This is a genomic window from Kitasatospora sp. NPDC058243 (assembly GCF_042882025.1).
GTDB lineage: Bacteria > Actinomycetota > Actinomycetes > Streptomycetales > Streptomycetaceae > Kitasatospora.
Genome location: NZ_JBHVWW010000109.1, coordinates 1 through 18,045, shown reverse-complemented (window position 1 = coordinate 18,045; position 18,045 = coordinate 1). Strand labels below are relative to the sequence as shown.

Genomic DNA, 18,045 nt, shown 5'->3' with positions numbered 1-18,045 from the left:
GGAAGAAGCCCTCGACTGCGCAGGCGGCCTCTACCTCAGCGGACTGGCTATCTGATCAACACCCCTCCACGAACTTCCGCGGAGCAGCACTAGGGATCCGGGGCGTCGGGGGAAGGGAGTGGCGTTCTGCCCTGGGTGAAGCCGTACGGGCCGCCCGGCCGGGCCCGTGGCCGTCGAACTCGCCACGGGCCCGGCCGGGTTCCGCTACGCGTGCCGTTACGCGTGCCGTGCGCCGCGCCTGCGCGCGACCACGACCAGCACGCCGCCCGCACCCAGCAGCGCCGCCGCACCGGTCACGCCCAGCGGCAGCACGCTGCCCGCCCCGGTGGTCGGCAGCGCGCCGCCGGGCCGCTCATCGGGCCAGGACGGCCCGGCGCTCGGCGACGGCGGCGGCGGGGACGCCACCGCCGCCACCGCCACTGCCGAGGACGACGACGGGCCCGGCGACGGGGCCGGGGTCGAGACCGCACCCGGCGGCGACGACGGGGCCGCGCCCGAACCGGCCGACGGGAGCAGCCGGTTGACGACCGTCACCGTGATCCCGTCGTCCAGGGTCTCGCAGGTGAGCACCAGCGGCCCGAAGACCGCGATGGCCGGCGCCGCGTAGCCGTCGGGCGGGCTCACCTCCACCCAGTAGTACGTCCCCGGTCCGACGACGGTCCGGCAGATGCCGTCGGCCCCGGTGGTGCAGGGATCGCCGATCGGCGAGTCCTTGTGCCCGCCGGTGGTCTGCGGCCAGCTGGGCCCGCCGTTCCAGCGCCACAGCTGGAACGTCGCCCCGGCCAGCGGTTTGCCGTCCTGGTCGTGCTTGACCAGGGTCAGCGTGCCCTCCTGCGGTCGGAAGCCGAAGTCGAAGGTGTGGTCGTCCTGGCCCGGCCCGCCGGTGGTCAGTTCCCGCTCGGCGTACGTTGCGCCCGGCGGGACGACGCCCTTGGAGTTGATGAACGGGTTGTCGCCGACGTCGTGCCGGGTGGGCACCCACTGGTACAGCGGGCCGCCCTGGGCGTAGTCGGCGGGGTTGTCCAGCCGGATCGTGTACTTGGTGTGCGGCTTGAGCCCGCCGTCCACGTTCGAGTCGTCGAAGTAGTACTCGCCGCGCGCCGTCGTCCGCGCCGTGCCGACGAGCTTCCCCGGCCCGTCGTACAGGTGGACGGTGGCGCCCTCCACCGGGCGCTGGCCCGGCTTCTGGATGCCCTTGTGCTCGGTGTCGTACCAGACCCGGTTGCCGATCTGCAGCGGCGCCTGGTCGCAGAGCACCTCCAGGTCGCCCATCGAGGCGCCCTTGCCGAACGGCGCGGGCACGTTCGCCGGGTTGAGCCGCAGGCCGAACGCCGGGTCCTGCCTGCCGTCGCGCTGGACGAACGACGTGCCGTAGCCGAAGGCCGTGCTGTTGGGGTCGAACCCGGAGGTCCCGATGGTGTTCTCGACCTTGGACAGCGCCATCCCGGCGTAGGCCGCGTTGTGGTGGACGCCCATCCGGCTGGTGTCGAAGAAGCGGGCGCCCCGGGGCGAGAGCCCGCAGCCGGTGTTGGCGTCCAGCACGTAGGTGCCGCCGGCCAGGCAGGCCTTGTTCAGGTCACCGCCCGACAGCACCTCGCCCACCGCTGCGCCCGACCCCGACTGGCCCGTCGCCCGGTCGGCCATGCGGTCGCGGAAGGCCAGCAGCATCGAGCCGTCCGTCTCGAAGCCGATCTCGCCCAGCTCCGGCTCCGGCTGGGCGCGGAAACCGGCGCAGGTCTGGCCGTTCTGCGTGGTCGGGTAGGTGTTCGTCCACGGGAACCAGCCCGCGCCGTCGCACGGGCCCGAGCCGACGGTCGACTGGCGTGGGTAGTCCAGCGGCTGGTCCAGCACGGCCGTGCGGAACCGGCCGGTGGCCAGGTCGAAGGGCAGCACGACCGCCCGCAGGTCCGAGGCCTTGCCCGTCGACTCGCCCGAGCAGACACCGCCGAGGTAGCCGACGCCGTCCTGGAGGCCCAGGCCGAACGGCCGCCAGTCCCCGGCCGAGGCGCAGCCCGGGTCCGGGATCGGGTAGACGCCCCTCGGCTGCGCGGCCGTCGGCGCGGTCGCGTCGTAGCGGTACAGCGTGCGGGTGTTGAGGTTGACGACGAACAGGTCCCGGCCGTCGTCCGTCACCTTCAGCCCGCCGAGGCTCTCCTTGCCCGGCGCGACGAGGAACGCGTCGTCCGTCCCCGGCCCGTGCGCTGTGCCGCCGGCGTCCGGGACGGTGGTGAACAGCGTGGTCCGCCCCTGCGCCGGGTCGGTCACGTAGATGCCGCCGGCGCCGCCCGGACCGTAGTCCGTGGTGCGCTTGGCCGACGCCGAGGAGAACACCCGCCGGTCGGCCTTGTTCCACGCGATGCCGTAGAGCGTGCCCGTCTGCGCGTCGGTGGCGAGGTTCGTGACGTTGACGTCCACGCCGTCCTGGCCGCGCGCGCGGTACGGGAACGACACCAGCGTGCGCTGCGCGCCGCCTCCCAAGGTGGTGTTCTGGCAGGTCGTCACCAGCGGCGCGTTCTGCTGGCAGTAGTCCCCCGGGTACCACAGCCCGGTGGTGTACGAGACGTTCTTGCCGCCGGAGAGGTCGACGAACTCCTCGTTGGAGCTCAGCTGGTTCGGCGCGCCGTCCAGCCCCTGCCGGGAGGCGAACGCCGGGAACAGCACGCCCGGCTTCGGATTCACCACCTGCACCCGGTACGTTCCGCCGTGCTCCCGGCTCCGCGGCGGCGCCAGCGTGACCGTCCCGTCGGCCCCGGTGGTGCCCTCGACGTGGGCCCGCTCCTCGCCGGTGAGCGTCACCTTCACGCCCGCCAGCCCCGGCTCCAGCGCGGGCGTCCACACCCCGGAGGAGTCCACGGCCCGGATCACCCGGACCGTCACCGTCCCGTCCTCCGTCTGCGAGAACGCCGCCGGCGCCGTCAGCGCCCCGCCCCCGCACAGCGCGGCGGCGAGCACCGCGGCCCGCGCGACGCCCTTCCTTCTCCTTCTCGTCCCCACCTGATCCCCACTCTCATGGTCGGCGGACATCTGCCCGATCCGGACAGGACCCCCAGCAGAGCGACAACCGGTCGTCCACGTCCTGGTTTCGGGGCGCATTCACTGGTGTGTGTGACAGATGAAGGGCAGGAAATCGCATCAAGTTCGGATACGACCGCACAAGTTCGCATACCGCAGGAGAAATCCCGACGCCCGGAGCGCCCGGACCCCTGCGGCGAACCGGATCCGCAACTCCCCGCAGTCCCGCCCGACGGCGTCCACCGCAACGCCCCCTGCCTCGCCGTCGTTCCGGTACCCGGCCGCCGTCCTGCCCGGGGGGCCATTAGGCCTGAAAGTCGCTATCCGAAGCCGGTGATCAAACCGTAGGAATGGCTCCACGGCCTGACCGGCCACCCACCCGCGATCAGAAGGAGCCCTCACCCATGATCCGTCTTCGCACCTGTATGACCATCGCCGGCGCCGCGGCGATGTTCGCCCTGGCCGCCGCGCCCGCGCAGGCCGCCCCGGGCGACGTCACGACCTCGTGCGGAAGCGTTCTGACCCCGGCCGGCTTCGTCGATGTGAGCTGGGGCTACAGCAGCAGTTGCGGCACGCAGAGCTTCAGCCCGAACATCAAGCAGATAAAGCAGCTCACCGGACTGCCCGTCGGCACCGTGGTCCAGGCCTGCTCCACCACCTACCCGCCGGCGGGCTGGGTCCAGACCGGCTCGTACTACACCAGCAGCTGCGTCGCCTGGTCGAACCCGAGCTTCAACAACAACGCCTGGCAGCTGAAGCGCGTCTCCTGACCGGGCGACTCCGCTGGGCCCTGTCCGGCAAGATCGGCCGGACAGGGCCCAGGCCGGCACACCCGGGGCGAGGCGCGGACGGCGCCGAGCGGCCAGGACCGGGCACCGGCACCCGGCCGCCCGCTGTGGATCAGCTTTCGGACAGCTGCTCGCGCAGCACCGTGCGCAGGGTGACGGGCTCGCGGCCGAGCAGGGCGGCCAGGGTGGGGTCGGTGGTGGCGAACTCGCCGGCGCGGCTGGCGGCGAAGATGCCGAGCAGCTGGTCGGCGGTTTCCGCGGGGACGCCTTGGCCTGTCAGCTGCGTGCGGAACTGGTCGTCGGGGGCGACGGTCCGCGTGACGGTGCGGCCGGTGAGCTCGGTGGCGATGGCGGCGACGTCGTCGAAGGTGAGCGCCTGTCGGCCCGTGAGCGGCGGCGTGGGGCCGTCGAAGCGGCCCTCGTCGGCCAGGATGGCGACGGCCGCGTCCGCGAGGTCGGCGTGCGCGGTCCAGGCGACCGGCCCGTCCGCGGGGAGTGCGAGCCGGCCGGACTGTGCCGCGTTGCCGAGGAAGTGTGCCGCGCTGGTGGCGTGGAAGCCGTTGCGCAGCGAGGTGAACGGCACGCCGCAGGTGCGCAGGGCCTCTTCGGTGGCGGCGTGGTCGCGGCAGGCCTGGAAGCGCGACGTCGTGCCGGCCCCCATCTGGCTGGTGTAGAGGATGCGACGGGCGCCCGCCGTGACGGCCGCTTCGATCGCGGTGCGGTGCTGCCTGACGCACTCCTCGCCCATCTTGTCGACGGAGACGACGAGCACCTGCGAGGCGCCCTCGAAGGCGTGCGCGAGGCCGGCGGCGTCGGTGAAGCTGGCCTGGCGTACCCGTACCCCTTGGTCGGCGAGGTTCTGCGCCTTCTGCGGGTCGCGGACGCTGACACCGATGCGGGCCGCCGGTACGCGCGTCAGCAGCCTCTCGACGATCTGACGCCCCAGCTGTCCGGTGGCTCCGGTCACGATGATCATGATGTGCTCCCGTGTCGCGACGAGGCGGTTCCAGTGGAAACACTTTCACGGTATCATCGATAATAACGATGGAACCAGCAGTGCGGTATCGTTGATTCATGCCATCGCCTTCACGCGGCCGGGACGGCGCCACCGGCACCGCGTCCGGGACCGCCGTCGAGTCCGCCAGCGCGTCCCCGGCCCGGGAGCAGACCAGGCAGCGGGTCATCGAGGCCGCCATCGGCCTGCTGACGCGCGGAGGCCGCGACGCGGTCACCACCCGCGCCGTCGCCGATGCGGCGGGCCTGCAGCCGCCGGCCATCTACCGGCTGTTCGGCGACAAGGACGGGCTGCTCGACGCCGTGGCCGAGCACGGCTTCGCCGCGTTCCTCGCCACCAAGCACGTCGACCCCGACCCCCGGGACCCGATCGAGGACCTGAGAGCCGGCTGGGACGTCGCGGTCGAGTTCGGCCTGGCCAACCCCGCGCTGTACACCCTGATGTACACCGAACCCGCCGGGACCACCTCAGCCGCCTTCAAAGCCGGCATGGAGATCCTGATGGGCCGCATCCGGCGCCTCGCCGCCGGCGGCTGGCTCCGCGTCGACGAGGAACTCGCGGCCCAGATCATCCACGCCACGGCGCGTGGCGCCGTGCTCACCTGGCTGTCCCTGCCCCAGGACCGGCGCGACCCGGCCCTGTTGACCACCCTTCGGGAGTGCATGGTCGCCGCCGTCACCAACCGGCAGCCGGCCGTGAAGGAGCCGGGCCCGGCCGGCGCCGCCCGCGCCCTGCGCGCCGCGCTGCCCGAACAGACGAAGCTCAGCAGCGCCGAGCAGCATCTGCTGGGGGAGTGGCTGAACCGCCTCGCCGCCGACGGCTGATCACCGGCGGCTGAAACGGGCGACGCCACCCCGGCCCCGGTGTCACCTGATGGCGCACCACGCCTCGGACCGTCGCGAGCCGCCCAGGCGGACGGCGACGGAACGAGCAGCCCGCGGCCCCGAGCGCTCGGGACCGGCTCAGCCGCGCAGGTGGTTCAGCAGCGCGTCGTCCATCGGATAGGGGCGCTCGGCAGGAAGGAGCTGCCGGGCGGCCTCCAGAGCACCGTCCCTCACCTGGGCCTGGATCGTGTGCGCGAGTGCGGTGACGTCGTCGATCGAGACGATCCATTGCTCCGCGTAGCGCTCGGCAGCCTCGCCGGCGAGGCCGAGCTGGAGCGAACGGTGGGGAAGCGGCTGAAGGTGCAGATCGCGTTCGGGATCCCACTGCACCCGGGCCGGGGCCCGCTTCAGCTGGCGCTTCCAGGTGGCGCGGTCAGGGTGCAGCCCGTGTTCGTAGTGGGCCAGGCAGGCGTTTGACAGGGCCCATTCGAAGCCCGTACGGGTGATCTCGATCGCGAGGACGGTCTCCTGGCCCTCCTTGCCCGCCCAGCCGCAGCGGTACATCATCCACAGGAACGACGGTTTGATCCACGTCATTCGGTCCCTCTTCCAGGCAGCCGGGAAGTGGCCGTCCTGTGCGGCGGGCAGGCCGATCTCCGGAGCGTACGCCTGGTACACGGTCACCGTGGTGGCCGTGTGGAGGGCGCGGATCCGATGCTTGGGTTCTGGCACGGTGACCAGGGTCGGGGTTCGGCGCGCATCGCGCCATCGAATTACCGGGCCGGAGGGGGCTGGTGGGGCGTTCGGCGGTTGCTGCGGTGAGCACGTGGTGGAGGCGTCCCGGTGGTGCTGGCCGGCGGGTGCCGAACGGCCCGGGCCGTTCGGCACCCAGTGGCGGGGCACCGTTTTTTCGTGCTTTTCGTGCTTTTCGTGCTTTTCATGCGGTGGCGTGCGGCGAGCGGTGCGGCGGTACAGGCGCCGCATCACCCGACGCAGGCGCCGGGGGGCGGGGGCCGGACAGATCCTGGACTATCTGGCGGCGCTTGCCCGACCCTGGCGGTGCCCGATGGCCGGGATCAGTTCTTCCACACGCCCCAGTAGACGTCGGCGTTGTCGCCGGAGCCGCTCTCACGGGTGGTGCGGAAGACGCTGCTGGTGCCGTTCTCGTCGTAGCTGTTGGAGCCGGCGTAGGGGTTGGCCCAGTGCAGCTGGACGGTGTTGTTGTTGCGCCAGCCTTCCTCGCAGCCGTAGGTGCTGAACGTCGCCCAGCCCTCGGTGCCGGTCAGGAACCCGTTGCTCTCCGACTGGAAGGTGGCGTCGCCGGTGTTCCCCAGGATCTGCGGCGGCTCCTGGCCCTGCGTCCAGATGCCGTGGGCCAGAGCGTAGCTGGTCCGGTAGAGCGAGCAGCCGGTTCCGTTGTGCAGGTGGACCGTGGTGCTCCGGGCCGCCTGGACGGTGGCCTGGGCGGTGGCCGGGGCGGCCTGGGCGGTGCCGGTGGCGATGGTGCCGAGCCCGATGGCGCTTACCGCAGCCAACGCCGCGAAGCGTGCGGAGGTACGCATGGTTCCCTCGATTCCGTGTGCCTTCGGTGGGTGGCGCGGGCGGTGTCCCGCGCCGTGATGAACGATGCGCCGCGCCGACAGACAAACGATGGACGGTGCGGCCCGCGCCGTTCACCGCACCGTTCGCAACGCCCGTCCATCATTTGTCAGTTGGCGTGGTGTACGAGCACCCGGGCGGCCGCCCGTCCCGACGAGGGCCCGGGAGTCGAGTGCCGGGACTGTCGCCGCTGCGGGACGTCCTCCCTCACAGAGGAGTGAGGATGTCCTGGTCCGCCCCGTCGAGGACGAAGCCGTTGTCCAGCCGGACCCGGACCGTCACCCGGCTCCCCCGTTCCCGGTGCGCGGTCCACTGCGGCTCCAGCACGGCGATCTCCGCTTCCAAGCGCTCGCGGCTCGCCACCGGCATGGTGTGCCCGTAGTCCTCGAACAGCGCTTTGAGCCGCTGGTACTCGCGGACCTCATGGCTCTCCGGGAGTTCCCCGTCCACCCGCTCGACGGTGCCCTCCATCCCGGATCCCAGCGAGAGGAACCCGACGACGGCCCCGGGCTCCCCGGCGACCGCCTCACCGATCCCGAGATCCTCGGCCAACCTGACGCGCCGGCCTTCCTTCAGGGTCATCCGTCCTCTACCTCTCCATCGATCGAGGCCGCCGGCGCCGCCGGCCCGCGGCCACGGCCATTATCCGCGGTCGCTGCACGGCGTACGGCGCCCGGTGGCAGCGCTTCCGCCGTCTCCCTTCCCCCTTGCTGCTGCGCCCCCCGTACCGCCCCGGGCCCGAGCAACGCTCCATGCCGTTTCGGCAACCTGGTGGCATGGCGAACGCGAAGAAGGACGTCCTGGACGCGGTCGGCCCCCGCCTGCGCGAGCTGCGCCGCCGGCGCGGAATGACGCTGGCGGAACTCGCCGAGCGGACCGGGATCAACGAGAGCACCCTCTCCCGCCTGGAGGGCGGCACCCGCAAGCCCACCCTGGAACTGCTGCTGCCGCTCGCCGAGGTCCACGCCGTGCCCCTTCGACGACCTCGTGGGCGCGCCCCGCACCGGCGACCCGCGCATCCACCTGCGCCCGGTGGTCCGGGACGGGATGACCTACGTGCCGCTCAGCCACCCCGGCGGCGTCCAGGCCCACAAACTCCTCATCCCGCCCGCGCCCGGCATCGAGCCGGAACTGAAGACCCATGAGGGCTTCGAGTGGGTCTACGTACTCGCGGGGAGGCTGCGCCTGCTGCTGGGCGACCAGAGCCTGGTCCTCAGGGCAGGCGAGGCCGCCGAGTTCGACACCCACGTACCGCACTGGCTCGGCCCCGACGGCGACCGGACCGTCGAACTCCTCGTCCTCTTCGGGCACCAGGGCGAGCGGGCCCACCTCCGAGCCCGCACCACCTGACCCGCACCCCGGCCGTACCGGCCCTCATGCGGCCGGCTCGGCAGAAGTCGCGGCGCCAGTAGGGTGGTTGAGGCGATGCAGGGTGGTGCCGGCCGATCGCGTCGAGTCACCGGAGGCTTGTACGGTCTTCGGTGTCACGCCAACGAGGTCATCGCGGCGGCGCACTTCCTGGGGGGATTCATGAGGCTTCGACGGCCTGGTCGGTCGGATCGCTCGAACGGCACGCCGATCGTGGTGGCGTGTCTGCTGGCGCTGGATGTCGTCCTGTTCGCCGCCGTCCTTCAGGCCGCGCTTGGGCATGGACTCTGCCCGGCCCTCGGCGGGCGTCAATGCGGCGCCCGTACTGCTGTCCCCCGGTTGGTCGTCGCGTTCACGGCGACACTGGTCACCGGCGGTCTGTGCCTCTGGCGGCGGCGCCCGGCATCCGCAACCCTCCAGCTCGCCCTGGCCCTCCTGTTCGGCCTGTCGGCCGTCAGTACCCCCTGAGGGATATTCGGTGTTCTGCCGGCCCAAGAGGACACAGGATGGTGCGCATGACTCTGGCCACCCCCGTTCTGCACACGGCTCGCCTGCGACTGCGCCCCTTCACCGATGCCGACGCGGACTCCCTCTTCGCGCTGCACAGCAGCACCCGTGTGATGCGCTACTGGGACTCCCCGCCGTGGACCGAACAGGCCCGCGCCGAGCGCTTCATCGCGATGTGCCGGAAGATGGCGGACGAAGGCACCGGGGCGCGGGTGGTCATCAACCGTGCTTCCGACGGGGCCTTCGTCGGCTGGTGCGGTCTGACCGGATGGAATCCGGACTACCGCAGCGCGTCGTTGGGCTACTGCCTCGACGAAGCGATGTGGGGCCACGGCTTCGCGACGGAGACCGCAACCGCCGTGCTGCAGTGGGCATTCGACGCGCTGGACCTGAATCGGGTTCAGGCCGAGACCGATACGCGCAACGTGGCATCTGCCCGGGTCCTGGAGAAGGTCGGATTCGTGCGTGAAGGGACGTTGCGAGAAGACTGCGTCGTGAACGGCGAGGTATCCGACTCGTGGGTGTTCGGGTTGATCAGGCGAGAGTGGCGGCCGTCGACCGTGTCGGGCCGGTGACACGCGGGGGCATTGCTGCCACCCTGGGCGTATGAGTACGGGCCAGGCCCAGCCGCTGTGTACGGGCGTTGCTCCACGGCCCCGGGAGGGTGATGCCGCCTCCCTGGCCCAACCACCCATGCTCTGGTCCCACCGATCGTTGTTTCTCAGGGAGGTACGGTGACCGGCCGAGTCATCTACGCGTCGTTCGAGTTCCAGTTCCCGCTGGGCGGCATTCGGGTGCTGAACCAGCAGGTCGCGCTGCTGCGGGCCGTCGGCGTCGAGGCGTTCCGTTGGACGCCCACGCCGGGGTTCCGCTACACGTGGTTCGACGACGACGTGCCGACGCTGTCCGGGATGACCTTGGACCTCGGGCCCGAGGACGTGCTCGTGTTGCACGAGGTCAGCGTGGTCCCGGGGCACGACCCGGCGCCCGGCGGCCACAAGGTGATCTACTCGCAGGGGCACTACGTCAACTTCCTGACCTGCCCCGACCCCGGCCCGTATCCGGGCTGGTCGGACCGGCCGGCTCTGTGGACGATCTCGAAGGCGGGCGTCGACATGTTCCGCCGCGCCCTGCCCGAGTTCGAACCGCACCTGGTGCCGAACGTCATCGACACCGAGTTGTTCCGGCCGGCATCGACCGAGCGGGTTCGGCGCATCGCGTGGATGTCCCGCAAGCGCCCGATCGAGACCACGCTGCTCCGCCGTCTGCTGCACGCCGACCCGCGGTCCGAGGGCGTCGACCTGTACGACATCCACGCGGTCCCCCACGAGGAGGTCGCTCGCGTCCTGTCCGACACGTCGGTGTTCATCGCGTTGGGAGCGCCTGAGGGCGAGGGCTTCGGATTGCCGCTGGCCGAGGCGATGGCCAGCGGCTGCCTGGTGACCGGTTACGCCGCCGGCGGCGGAGCGGAACTGTTCGACTCGCCGTCCGCGTGGCGGATCCCGGAGCTCGAAACGGATCGGCTGGCGGACAAGGCCCTTGAGCTGCTCGACCTGCCCGGCCAGGACGAGGTGCGGCGGGCGGGCCGTCAGTGGGTCGCCGACCGGTACACCACCCGGGCCGCCGTCGAGGCGCTGACCGAGGGCATCCGCCAAGCGCGGGCCCTCCCCGGTGGCGCGGCGACGGCCACCCATCCGGCCGCCTGGATGGACGAGTTGTTGAGGCGCTTCCCGGTGCCGCCGGAGACACACGCCCGGGTGGAACCACCGGCCGCTTCGTAGTGCTCCAGCCGGACTGCTCCGTTCCCGCCGGCCACCGGACCGAAAGGCCCGAAAGCTCTGAAAGGCCCGAAGGCCCGAAGGCCCGAAAGGCCCGAAAGCGGGGAGCGACGGCCCGCACCAGTGCGGTGCAGGCCGTCGCCACCTCGCACAACCCCGTTCCCGGCGGGTGAAGCAGCAGGTCTGGCCAGCCATCGACCTGCCCACCCACGGTCCTCTGCGACGGGCTTCAGCGGGAGGGTTGCGGCACGGGCGAGAGGTGCAGTTGCTGCGGGGCGGAGTGCAGGTGTGTCGAGAGGTCCGGCAGGGGGGCGGTGTCGCCGGTGGTGAACCACACCAGGACGTCCTCGCCGACCCGTACGGGCAGGGCGGGGAAGTCGTTCTCCGCGTGTTCGGTGCGGTGAACCGCCAACGGCGGGGTCCGGGCGGCCAGTTCGGGGCGCAGATGCCGCTCGAAGTGGTCGGCGAAGGCGGCGGGGTCCAGGGGGTGGCAGATGGTCGCGACGACCGGTCCGGCGTCGGCCGGGGCGGTGAAGCCCGGGCCGCGCAGCAGCAGGACGTCGTCCGAGTCCACCATCGTCGCGTTGGCGGCGTCCCGGTGCTCCTGCCAGACCGGCCCGTAGTAGAAGGCGTGCAGTGCCCGTGCCCGCGACGCCATGTCAGGGAAGCTGCGCAGCCAGACGAAGCGGTCCGGGTCGTCCAGGTCCCGGAACCGGCCGCCGACGGTGATGCCCACCGCCTGCTGTCCGGTTACGAACTCCCGCTCGAAGAGGGCGATCAGAGTGTCGCGGGCACCTGGGTGCAGGGTGTACTGGCGCAGTTCGACGATGCTCACGAGGCGTCCTGCAACTGGACACGGCTGAGCTCCGCGACTCGGTCGAGCACCCGGCTGTGTCCGCCGTTCACGGAGAACTCCTGCCCCCGGCCGTCACCGTCGGCCGGAACCCCGGTGAGTCTGCGGACGGCCATGCCCCGGGAACCGTGGAGGAAGTCGGAATCGATCATGGCCGCAGGCTAGAACCGGCCCACTGACACCTCCTGTCAGTGGATACTGACAGCCGTGCGCGCCAGCCGACTGATCTCACTGCTCCTGCTCCTCCAGAACCGGGGAAGGATGACGGCCCAGCAGCTCGCCGACGAGCTGGAGGTGTCGGTCCGCACGGTCTACCGGGACCTCGAAGCGCTCGGCGCCGCCGGGATCCCGCTGTTCGGCGAGGCCGGTCACGGCGGCGGCTACCAGCTGCTCGACGGGTACCGCACCCGGCTGACGGGCCTGACCGCCGATGAGTCGCAGGCCCTGTTCCTGGCCGGGCTGCCCGGCCCGGCGGCCGAGTTGGGTCTGGGCGAGGTACTGGCGGCCGCCCAGCTCAAGCTGCGGGCCGCCCTGCCGGCGGAGCTCCGCGAGCGGGCCGGGCTGATCCAGGAGCGCTTCCACCTCGATGCGCCCGGCTGGTACGGGGACGTGGACGAGACGCCGCACCTGGCGGCCGTCGCGGCCGCGCTCTGGGACCGGCGCAGGGTGTGGGTCCGCTACCGGCGGTGGAAGGCGCCCACCGAGGTGGAACGGCGACTGGAGCCGTACGGACTGGTCCTCAAGGCCGGCCGCTGGTATTTGGTCGCCGCCGCGGACGGTGCCACCCCGCGTACCTACCGGGTCGACCAGATCCTCGAACTACGAGAGCTGGAAGAGGAGTTCGAGATACCCGCGAGCTTCGACCTGGCTGCACACTGGCGGGACGGGCTCGCCGACTTCCATGCCCGACTGCACACCGCGGAGGCGACGGTGCGACTGTCGCCGAGCGGTGTCGCCCGGGGCCGCGAGCAGCTCGGCCGCGCGTTCGACCGGGCGGTCGCGGATTCGGGGGTGGCCGAGGCGGACGGCTGGACCAGGGCGTCCGTGCCCATCGAGTCCCTCGGCCACGCCCACGACGAGTTCCTGAGACTGGGCACCGACGTGGAGGTCCTCGAACCACCGGAGCTGCGTGCCCGGCTGGCCGCGACCGCCCGCGCACTCGCCGACCGGTACGGGGCCTGACGTGGGCGCATTCCCGTCCCTGCCCTCCGCCCCTGCCCTCCGACCCTGACGGGACGTGTGCCGGGTTGCCTGTCCGGCCGGCCCGGCCTGCCTGCCCGATCCGCTGAGCCGATCCGCTGGGGTCGATCCGCTGGGTCGCGTGGTGCGATGTGGTGCATCGAGACGCTTGACCGTTCCGGCGGGGCCATTTGATAGTCGACGAGCCCGCCGAACTCGCCCACTTCCACCCGCTGATCACCGTCGCACCGGAACACCGAACGGGCCCGTGACCGACGGGCACCCTTCATGATGGTGGTGCCGGGGTTACTTGCCGGCGGCTGCCATGGAGGTGACGGCGTCGGCGATGGTGGCGCGGTAGTTGCCCATGTGGGGGTTGAGGACGCGGGTGTCGGGGGTGAGCGGGAAGTTGTGGGTGGCGGCGAGGGGCATGTTGGTGTCGTCCTGGTCGGCGAGGACGTTGATCTCGTTGATGTCGGGGGTGGTGCCGGTGGTGGCGCCGCCGGGGTTGAGGTCGATGACGACGTAGGCGTTCTGGCCTGCGGGGACGGGGAAGCGCAGGGTGCCGCTGGCGAGTACGGGCCGGATGTTGTTGCTCTGGTCGCGGGCGGTGGAGTTGCCGAGGTTGACGCCGGGGGAGGAGCTGAGGCTGCAGGCGCTGGTGCCGGTGTTGTGGACTTCGATGACCCGCTGGCTGGGTGCTCCGGGGCGTGCGGTGACGTGGATGGAGAGGTTGCCGATGTCGCAGGGGGTGGCGTCGGTGGGGGCGGGGGCGTTGCCGCCGCCGGGCCGGGTGCTGGTGGAGGGGCTGGTGCCGGACGGGGTGTGCGGTGCGCCCGTGGGGGTGTGCGACGCCGCGCCCGTGGCCGGTGCGGTCGGTGACCCCGCTGCGGGAGCAGCGCCGGTGGGAGCCGCACCGGTGGGGGCGGGTGCGACGGCCGCGGTGGTGGGGGAGGCCTTCGGGCCGGCGGCCGGGTCGGCATTGTCGGGCCCGCAGGCGGTCAGGACGAGACCGGCCCCGACGGCGAGGACGGCGGTGACGAGCAGCGGGCGACGGCGGCGGACGGACATGGTGGCTCCCCGATGACAGTGCGTGCTGGCTTGCTGGACACCCACCATGACGGTCGGTCAGTGGCTTTCGGTGGCACGCGTGGCGTCACAATCGTCAGGACATCCCGAGGATCGGACTGTGACATTCGGTTGGGGAGCTGCGGGTTGACACGCCGTACTCCGGGCCGGTCAGAGCCAGCTGTTCCGGGCGGCCTTGATGCCGGCCTCGAAGCGGCTGCTGGCGTTGAGCCGCTCCATGATGGAGGCCATGTGGCGGCCGACGGTGCGGGAGGAGATGCCCAGGCGCTGGCCGGCGGTGTCGTCGGTGAGGCCGGTGCCGAGCAGGCGCAGCAGTTCGCGTTCGGTGGCGGTGAGTCCGGTGGTGGGGTCGCCGGGGGCGGTGGCGCCGAGCGGGACGGCGGTGTTCCAGGCCTGTTCGTAGAGGTCGAGCAGGGCGGTGAGGATGCCGGGTTCGGTGACGTGCAGTGCGCCCTTGCGGTGGTCCTCGGGGTCGATGGGGACGAGGGCCTCGCGGCGGTCGGCGATGACGATGCGCTGGGGGATGGTGGGGGCGGTGCGGACTTCGCCGCCCTGGCTGAGCAGCCAGTGGGCGTACCCGGTGACGTGCGGCTGGTGGCGGGTGGAGTCCTGGTAGAGGGTGCGGATGGTGATGCCGCGGGCGAGGGCGCCGGCGTCTCCGGGGCGGGAGGAGTCGAGGTCTTCGGGGCGCTGGTTTCCGGGTTGGCTGCTGAGGGCTTCCGTGGTGGTGGTGCGGCTCATCTGTTCCAGGCGGTGGTGGACGGCGTCCATGCCCAGCAGGCGTTCGCCGTGGGCGGCGTGGTGTTCGGCGCGTTCGGCGACCATGCGGGTGACGGCGGCGCGGGACGCGGCGAGGGCGGCCTGGCGGGCGGCGAGGTCGGCTTCCTGGCGGGCGAGCATCTCGGCGAGGCCGACGGCCGGGTCGACGGCGCGCATCCGGCCGGGGTGGTCGGCGGAGGCGCGTACGAGCATGAGGGCGCCGAGTTCGTCGAGGCAGTCGTGGACCTGGGTGGCGGTGGTCGCGCAGCGCCCGGCTATCGCTTCGACGTCGGCGGCGGGGTGGTCGAGCAGGGCTTGGTAGACCTGCTCGGCGCGGGCCGATAGTCCAAGCGCCTGCAACATGGTGTCCCCCTTGTGTGATGATCCGTGAGCTCTCGTGGCTGTGACAGCACACGAAGCTTCATGATCCTTTCATGGGGCGACACCGCCCTCAAGGTCGGATATCCGGCCTCGACGGCAGGCCGCGCCATCCAGTTCTTGTCATGCGCGTGACGGCATGTCCGGAGTCGGACAGGCCGGTTGGCGACACCCGCAAGGCCTTCCGAGCCGCCCCCCGACCGGCAAAGCTAGTGATCGCCGCCAGGGAGTCAGCCAGGAAGTCAGCCCGGACGGCAGCCGGACGGCGCGTCATCCGCGGGACGCACCGATCGGAGAAATCCCTTCGTGTCAGCAACAGTTGAGGACAACCGATCGTGATCCAGACCCGTATCGCCAAGGCCGCCGCGGCCATCGCCATCTCGCTGGGCGCGCTGCTCGCCGCCCCCGCCGTCCTGTCGGTGAGCGCCCAGGACACCGCCGTCAACGCCAGCTTCGGCTGGGGCGGCTGACCCGCGGATGGACGTCATCTACGCCGCCCTGCACCGCAGGCAGAGCGCCGGGCCGGTTCCAGCCGGCGAGGCGGCTGAGGCGGCTGAGGCGACCGAGGTGGACAAGGCAGGTGAGGCGGCCGAGGTCCGCGCCGTCCTGTGGGCCCACGCCCGCCCCGACGACGGCCTCCAGCACATCACCGTCCGAAGCGAGGCCGACCGCGTCGACCTGCTCGTCTACCTCGCCAGCCGTGACCCCGCCGTCGCGGAGGACACCCTGAGCCGGGCCCACGTCCTGATCGCCCGAGGCCACCAGGCCTCACCCCTGATGCGCCGGCGCTACCAGCCACCGGCGCCCCCCAGCCGCTGAACCCGCGCCGCCGCTGAACCCGCGCCGCGGCCGCTGCGCCACCGCCGCACCCGCGCCACCGCCGCTGAACCCGCACGACGCTGTCCGGCATCCGATGCCGTCTCGAACTCGCAACCCGCAGCCCGTAACCCGCAAGAGGAGCTCCGCCATGCCTTCGTCCACGCTGTCCAGGCTTGCCCACGTCGCCCTCGCGGCCTCCCTCGCCGCTTCCGGTGCGATAGTTGCGACCGCCGTCACCACCACGGCGGCCCACGCGGCGACCAGCGCCGTCACCGCCGCCTCGTCCTCGATCGACGGCAAGATCACCCGCAGTGAGGTCATCCAGCGGGCGCAGTACTGGCTGGGCAAGTCGATCCCCTACAACCAGGGCGGCTCGTACCCGGACTCCAGCGGCCGCAACTACCGTACGGACTGCTCGGGTTACGTCTCCATGGCCTGGCACCTGGGCGCCGGCACCGGCCCGGACACCCGGGCCATCGAGGACTCCTACACCTACGGGATCCAGCGCAGCGAGCTCAAGGCCGGCGACGTCCTCAACAGCTACTACAACCACGTCCTGCTCTTCGAGAAGTGGGACGACGCCGCCCACACGACCTTCTCGTACTACTCCTTCGGCTCCACCCCGGTGAAGCACGTCACCGGCGCCTCCATCAACGGCACCCTCGACTCGCACCCCAACGGCGAGTACAAGGCCCTGCGCTACAAGAACATCGTCGATGACGTCCAGACCCGAGCCACGAAGGCCGGCGTGTACCACCCGTCCACCCAGACCTTCTACGAAGGCGACAACACGGGTTCCACGCTGGGCTCGGCGAAGTTCGGCAACGCGGGCTGGACTCCGCTGGTCGGTGACTGGAACGGTGACGGCGTCGCCAGCGTCGGCGCGTACGACCCGGCCACCGCGACGTTCTACCTCAGCAACGACAACAGCACCGCCGCCGGGACCGCGAAGTTCGGCAACCCGGGTTGGATCCCGCTGGTCGGTGACTGGAACGGTGACGGTGTCACCAGCGTCGGCGCGTACGACCCCGCCACTGCCACGTTCTACCTCAGCAACGACAACAGCACGGTCGCCGTGACCACGACGTTCGGCAACCCGGGTTGGATCCCGCTGGTCGGCGACTGGAACAAGGACGGCAAGGACAGCATCGGCGCGTACGACCCGACGACCCAGACCTTCTACGAGAGCAACGACAACAGCACGGTCGCGGGCTCGGTGAAGTTCGGTAACGCAGGCTGGACCCCGCTGGTCGGCGACTGGAACAACGACGGCGTGACCAGCATCGGCGCGTACGACCCGAGCACCCAGACCTTCTACCTCAGCAACGACAACAGCACCACCGCCGCCAGCTTCGTCTACGGCAGCCCCGGCGACGTCCCGATCGCCGGCCGCTGGTAGTCCGCCCCCAACCGACACGAAAGGAAGTCAGCTGAGCATGCCCGAGAACAAGTCGACCACCCGTCACGCCCGTCGCACCCGCTCGCTCGCCGCTGTCGCCCTGGGGGCGGCCGTCCTGTCCGTCGCCTCCCAGGCGCCGGCCCAAGCCGCCTCGGTGGGCACCTGGGACAGGGTCGCCCAGTGCGAGAGCACCGGAAACTGGAGCATCAACACCAACAACGGCAACTACGGCGGCCTGCAGATCACGCTGCCCACCTGGAAGGCCTACGGCGGCCTGGCCTACGCCTCCCGGCCCGATCTCGCCACCAAGAAGCAGCAGATCCTCGTAGGGGAGAAGATCCTCGCCGGCCAGGGCCCCGGCGCCTGGCCCAACTGCAACGCGGGCCTGAGCACCGACCACGCCAAGCCGTACTCGGACCGGATCGGCGCGTACGACCCGGCCACCGCCACCTTCTACGAGAGCAACGACAACAGCACCGTTGCGGGCTCGGCGAAGTTCGGCAATCCCGGTTGGACCCCGCTGGTCGGCGACTGGAACGGCGACGGTGTCAGCAGCGTCGGCGCGTACGACCCGGCCACCGCGACGTTCTACCTCAGCAACGACAACAGCACGGTCGCCGTGACCACGACGTTCGGCAACCCGGGTTGGATCCCGCTGGTCGGCGACTGGAACAAGGA

At 71.5% G+C, this 18,045-nt stretch carries 19 protein-coding genes and 1 pseudogene; 10 read left to right on the top strand and 10 right to left on the bottom strand.

Features of this window, described 5'->3' with window-relative positions; genetic code table 11:
* Positions 1-216: 216 nt before the first annotated feature.
* A complete protein-coding gene (locus tag ACFVX9_RS38320; RefSeq protein ID WP_387986747.1) occupies positions 217-3,024 on the bottom strand; it encodes an SdrD B-like domain-containing protein in 2,808 nt (935 codons plus the stop codon).
* Positions 3,025-3,416: 392 nt separating this feature from the next.
* On the opposite strand from ACFVX9_RS38320, the gene ACFVX9_RS38315 reads away from it, so the two are divergent.
* A complete protein-coding gene (locus ACFVX9_RS38315) occupies positions 3,417-3,782 on the top strand; it encodes a hypothetical protein (RefSeq protein WP_063352607.1) in 366 nt (121 codons plus the stop codon).
* A gap of 130 nt (positions 3,783-3,912) precedes the next feature.
* Here the strand turns inward: ACFVX9_RS38315 and ACFVX9_RS38310 are convergent, their stop codons facing one another.
* Positions 3,913-4,776: an SDR family oxidoreductase gene (locus tag ACFVX9_RS38310; RefSeq protein ID WP_387986745.1), complete on the bottom strand. Its 864-nt coding sequence runs from the start codon at positions 4,774-4,776 to the stop codon at positions 3,913-3,915.
* A 98-nt stretch (positions 4,777-4,874) separates the two neighbouring features.
* On the opposite strand from ACFVX9_RS38310, the gene ACFVX9_RS38305 reads away from it, so the two are divergent.
* Entirely contained in the window at positions 4,875-5,639 is a 765-nt protein-coding gene (locus ACFVX9_RS38305) for a TetR/AcrR family transcriptional regulator (protein ID WP_380379507.1), read from the top strand.
* Between the two features lie 138 nt (positions 5,640-5,777).
* Here ACFVX9_RS38305 and ACFVX9_RS38300 read toward each other — a convergent pair whose 3' ends face one another.
* The 3 genes from ACFVX9_RS38300 to ACFVX9_RS38290 form a co-directional block, all read right to left on the bottom strand.
* Complete coding sequence (locus ACFVX9_RS38300; RefSeq protein WP_387986742.1) at positions 5,778-6,371, bottom strand: DUF4291 domain-containing protein; 594 nt, start codon at positions 6,369-6,371, stop codon at positions 5,778-5,780.
* 344 nt (positions 6,372-6,715) lie between these two features.
* Positions 6,716-7,201, bottom strand: a complete 486-nt coding sequence (locus ACFVX9_RS38295) for a hypothetical protein (RefSeq protein ID WP_380379501.1) — start codon at positions 7,199-7,201, stop codon at positions 6,716-6,718.
* A gap of 244 nt (positions 7,202-7,445) precedes the next feature.
* Positions 7,446-7,820, bottom strand: coding sequence for a hypothetical protein (locus ACFVX9_RS38290; protein ID WP_063352612.1), 375 nt, complete (start codon positions 7,818-7,820; stop codon positions 7,446-7,448).
* A gap of 194 nt (positions 7,821-8,014) precedes the next feature.
* Here ACFVX9_RS38290 and ACFVX9_RS38285 point away from each other — a divergent pair.
* Positions 8,015-8,588: pseudogene (locus ACFVX9_RS38285) on the top strand (helix-turn-helix domain-containing protein).
* Positions 8,589-8,612: 24 nt separating this feature from the next.
* Here the strand turns inward: ACFVX9_RS38285 and ACFVX9_RS38280 are convergent.
* Positions 8,613-8,888 carry a hypothetical protein gene (locus tag ACFVX9_RS38280; RefSeq protein ID WP_380379496.1) on the bottom strand — a complete coding sequence of 92 codons (276 nt, stop codon included), beginning with the start codon at positions 8,886-8,888 and terminating at the stop codon, positions 8,613-8,615.
* A gap of 233 nt (positions 8,889-9,121) precedes the next feature.
* On the opposite strand from ACFVX9_RS38280, the gene ACFVX9_RS38275 reads away from it, so the two are divergent.
* Both ACFVX9_RS38275 and ACFVX9_RS38270 read left to right on the top strand, forming a co-directional pair.
* A complete protein-coding gene (locus tag ACFVX9_RS38275) occupies positions 9,122-9,688 on the top strand; it encodes a GNAT family N-acetyltransferase (RefSeq protein ID WP_387986737.1) in 567 nt (188 codons plus the stop codon).
* A 159-nt stretch (positions 9,689-9,847) separates the two neighbouring features.
* Positions 9,848-10,894 (top strand): glycosyltransferase, encoded by a 1,047-nt coding sequence (locus ACFVX9_RS38270; protein ID WP_380379485.1) that lies wholly within the window; start codon positions 9,848-9,850, stop codon positions 10,892-10,894.
* A gap of 226 nt (positions 10,895-11,120) precedes the next feature.
* Here the strand turns inward: ACFVX9_RS38270 and ACFVX9_RS38265 are convergent, their stop codons facing one another.
* Entirely contained in the window at positions 11,121-11,726 is a 606-nt protein-coding gene (locus ACFVX9_RS38265; RefSeq protein ID WP_387986733.1) for an NIPSNAP family protein, read from the bottom strand.
* Positions 11,723-11,896 (bottom strand): hypothetical protein, encoded by a 174-nt coding sequence (locus ACFVX9_RS38260; protein ID WP_387986730.1) that lies wholly within the window; start codon positions 11,894-11,896, stop codon positions 11,723-11,725. Before ACFVX9_RS38260 ends, ACFVX9_RS38265 begins: the two co-directional genes overlap by 4 nt.
* 55 nt (positions 11,897-11,951) lie before the next feature.
* Between ACFVX9_RS38260 and ACFVX9_RS38255 the strand changes: the two genes are divergently transcribed.
* Positions 11,952-12,926 carry a helix-turn-helix transcriptional regulator gene (locus ACFVX9_RS38255; RefSeq protein ID WP_387986727.1) on the top strand — a complete coding sequence of 325 codons (975 nt, stop codon included), beginning with the start codon at positions 11,952-11,954 and terminating at the stop codon, positions 12,924-12,926.
* A gap of 303 nt (positions 12,927-13,229) precedes the next feature.
* Here ACFVX9_RS38255 and ACFVX9_RS38250 read toward each other — a convergent pair whose 3' ends face one another.
* Positions 13,230-13,994: a hypothetical protein gene (locus ACFVX9_RS38250; protein WP_387986725.1), complete on the bottom strand. Its 765-nt coding sequence runs from the start codon at positions 13,992-13,994 to the stop codon at positions 13,230-13,232.
* A gap of 168 nt (positions 13,995-14,162) precedes the next feature.
* Positions 14,163-15,134 carry a LuxR C-terminal-related transcriptional regulator gene (locus tag ACFVX9_RS38245; protein WP_387986722.1) on the bottom strand — a complete coding sequence of 324 codons (972 nt, stop codon included), beginning with the start codon at positions 15,132-15,134 and terminating at the stop codon, positions 14,163-14,165.
* Positions 15,135-15,484: 350 nt separating this feature from the next.
* Between ACFVX9_RS38245 and ACFVX9_RS38240 the strand changes: the two genes are divergently transcribed.
* The 4 genes from ACFVX9_RS38240 to ACFVX9_RS38225 all read left to right on the top strand — a co-directional run.
* Positions 15,485-15,619: a hypothetical protein gene (locus ACFVX9_RS38240; protein WP_380379470.1), complete on the top strand. Its 135-nt coding sequence runs from the start codon at positions 15,485-15,487 to the stop codon at positions 15,617-15,619.
* 7 nt (positions 15,620-15,626) lie between these two features.
* Positions 15,627-15,968 (top strand): hypothetical protein, encoded by a 342-nt coding sequence (locus ACFVX9_RS38235; protein WP_387986719.1) that lies wholly within the window; start codon positions 15,627-15,629, stop codon positions 15,966-15,968.
* Between the two features lie 148 nt (positions 15,969-16,116).
* Positions 16,117-17,367 (top strand): VCBS repeat-containing protein, encoded by a 1,251-nt coding sequence (locus ACFVX9_RS38230; RefSeq protein WP_387986716.1) that lies wholly within the window; start codon positions 16,117-16,119, stop codon positions 17,365-17,367.
* 37 nt (positions 17,368-17,404) lie between these two features.
* Positions 17,405-18,045, top strand: a 641-nt coding sequence (locus ACFVX9_RS38225) for a transglycosylase family protein (protein ID WP_387986713.1), incomplete at its 3' end; no start/stop codon positions are given.

Excerpts from the sequence above, each read along its gene's own strand:
- ACFVX9_RS38320 (WP_387986747.1), bottom strand. The coding sequence starts at position 3,024 with ATGTCCGCCGACCATGAGAGTGGGGATCAGGTGGGGACGAGAAGGAGA.
- ACFVX9_RS38315 (WP_063352607.1), top strand. The coding sequence starts at position 3,417 with ATGATCCGTCTTCGCACCTGTATGACCATCGCCGGCGCCGCGGCGATG.
- ACFVX9_RS38310 (WP_387986745.1), bottom strand. The coding sequence starts at position 4,776 with ATGATCATCGTGACCGGAGCCACCGGACAGCTGGGGCGTCAGATCGTC.
- ACFVX9_RS38305 (WP_380379507.1), top strand. The coding sequence starts at position 4,875 with ATGCCATCGCCTTCACGCGGCCGGGACGGCGCCACCGGCACCGCGTCC.
- ACFVX9_RS38295 (WP_380379501.1), bottom strand. The coding sequence starts at position 7,201 with ATGCGTACCTCCGCACGCTTCGCGGCGTTGGCTGCGGTAAGCGCCATC.
- ACFVX9_RS38290 (WP_063352612.1), bottom strand. The coding sequence starts at position 7,820 with ATGACCCTGAAGGAAGGCCGGCGCGTCAGGTTGGCCGAGGATCTCGGG.
- ACFVX9_RS38280 (WP_380379496.1), bottom strand. The coding sequence starts at position 8,888 with ATGCCCAAGCGCGGCCTGAAGGACGGCGGCGAACAGGACGACATCCAG.
- ACFVX9_RS38275 (WP_387986737.1), top strand. The coding sequence starts at position 9,122 with ATGACTCTGGCCACCCCCGTTCTGCACACGGCTCGCCTGCGACTGCGC.
- ACFVX9_RS38260 (WP_387986730.1), bottom strand. The coding sequence starts at position 11,896 with ATGATCGATTCCGACTTCCTCCACGGTTCCCGGGGCATGGCCGTCCGC.
- ACFVX9_RS38250 (WP_387986725.1), bottom strand. The coding sequence starts at position 13,994 with ATGTCCGTCCGCCGCCGTCGCCCGCTGCTCGTCACCGCCGTCCTCGCC.
- ACFVX9_RS38245 (WP_387986722.1), bottom strand. The coding sequence starts at position 15,134 with ATGTTGCAGGCGCTTGGACTATCGGCCCGCGCCGAGCAGGTCTACCAA.
- ACFVX9_RS38235 (WP_387986719.1), top strand. The coding sequence starts at position 15,627 with ATGGACGTCATCTACGCCGCCCTGCACCGCAGGCAGAGCGCCGGGCCG.
- ACFVX9_RS38230 (WP_387986716.1), top strand. The coding sequence starts at position 16,117 with ATGCCTTCGTCCACGCTGTCCAGGCTTGCCCACGTCGCCCTCGCGGCC.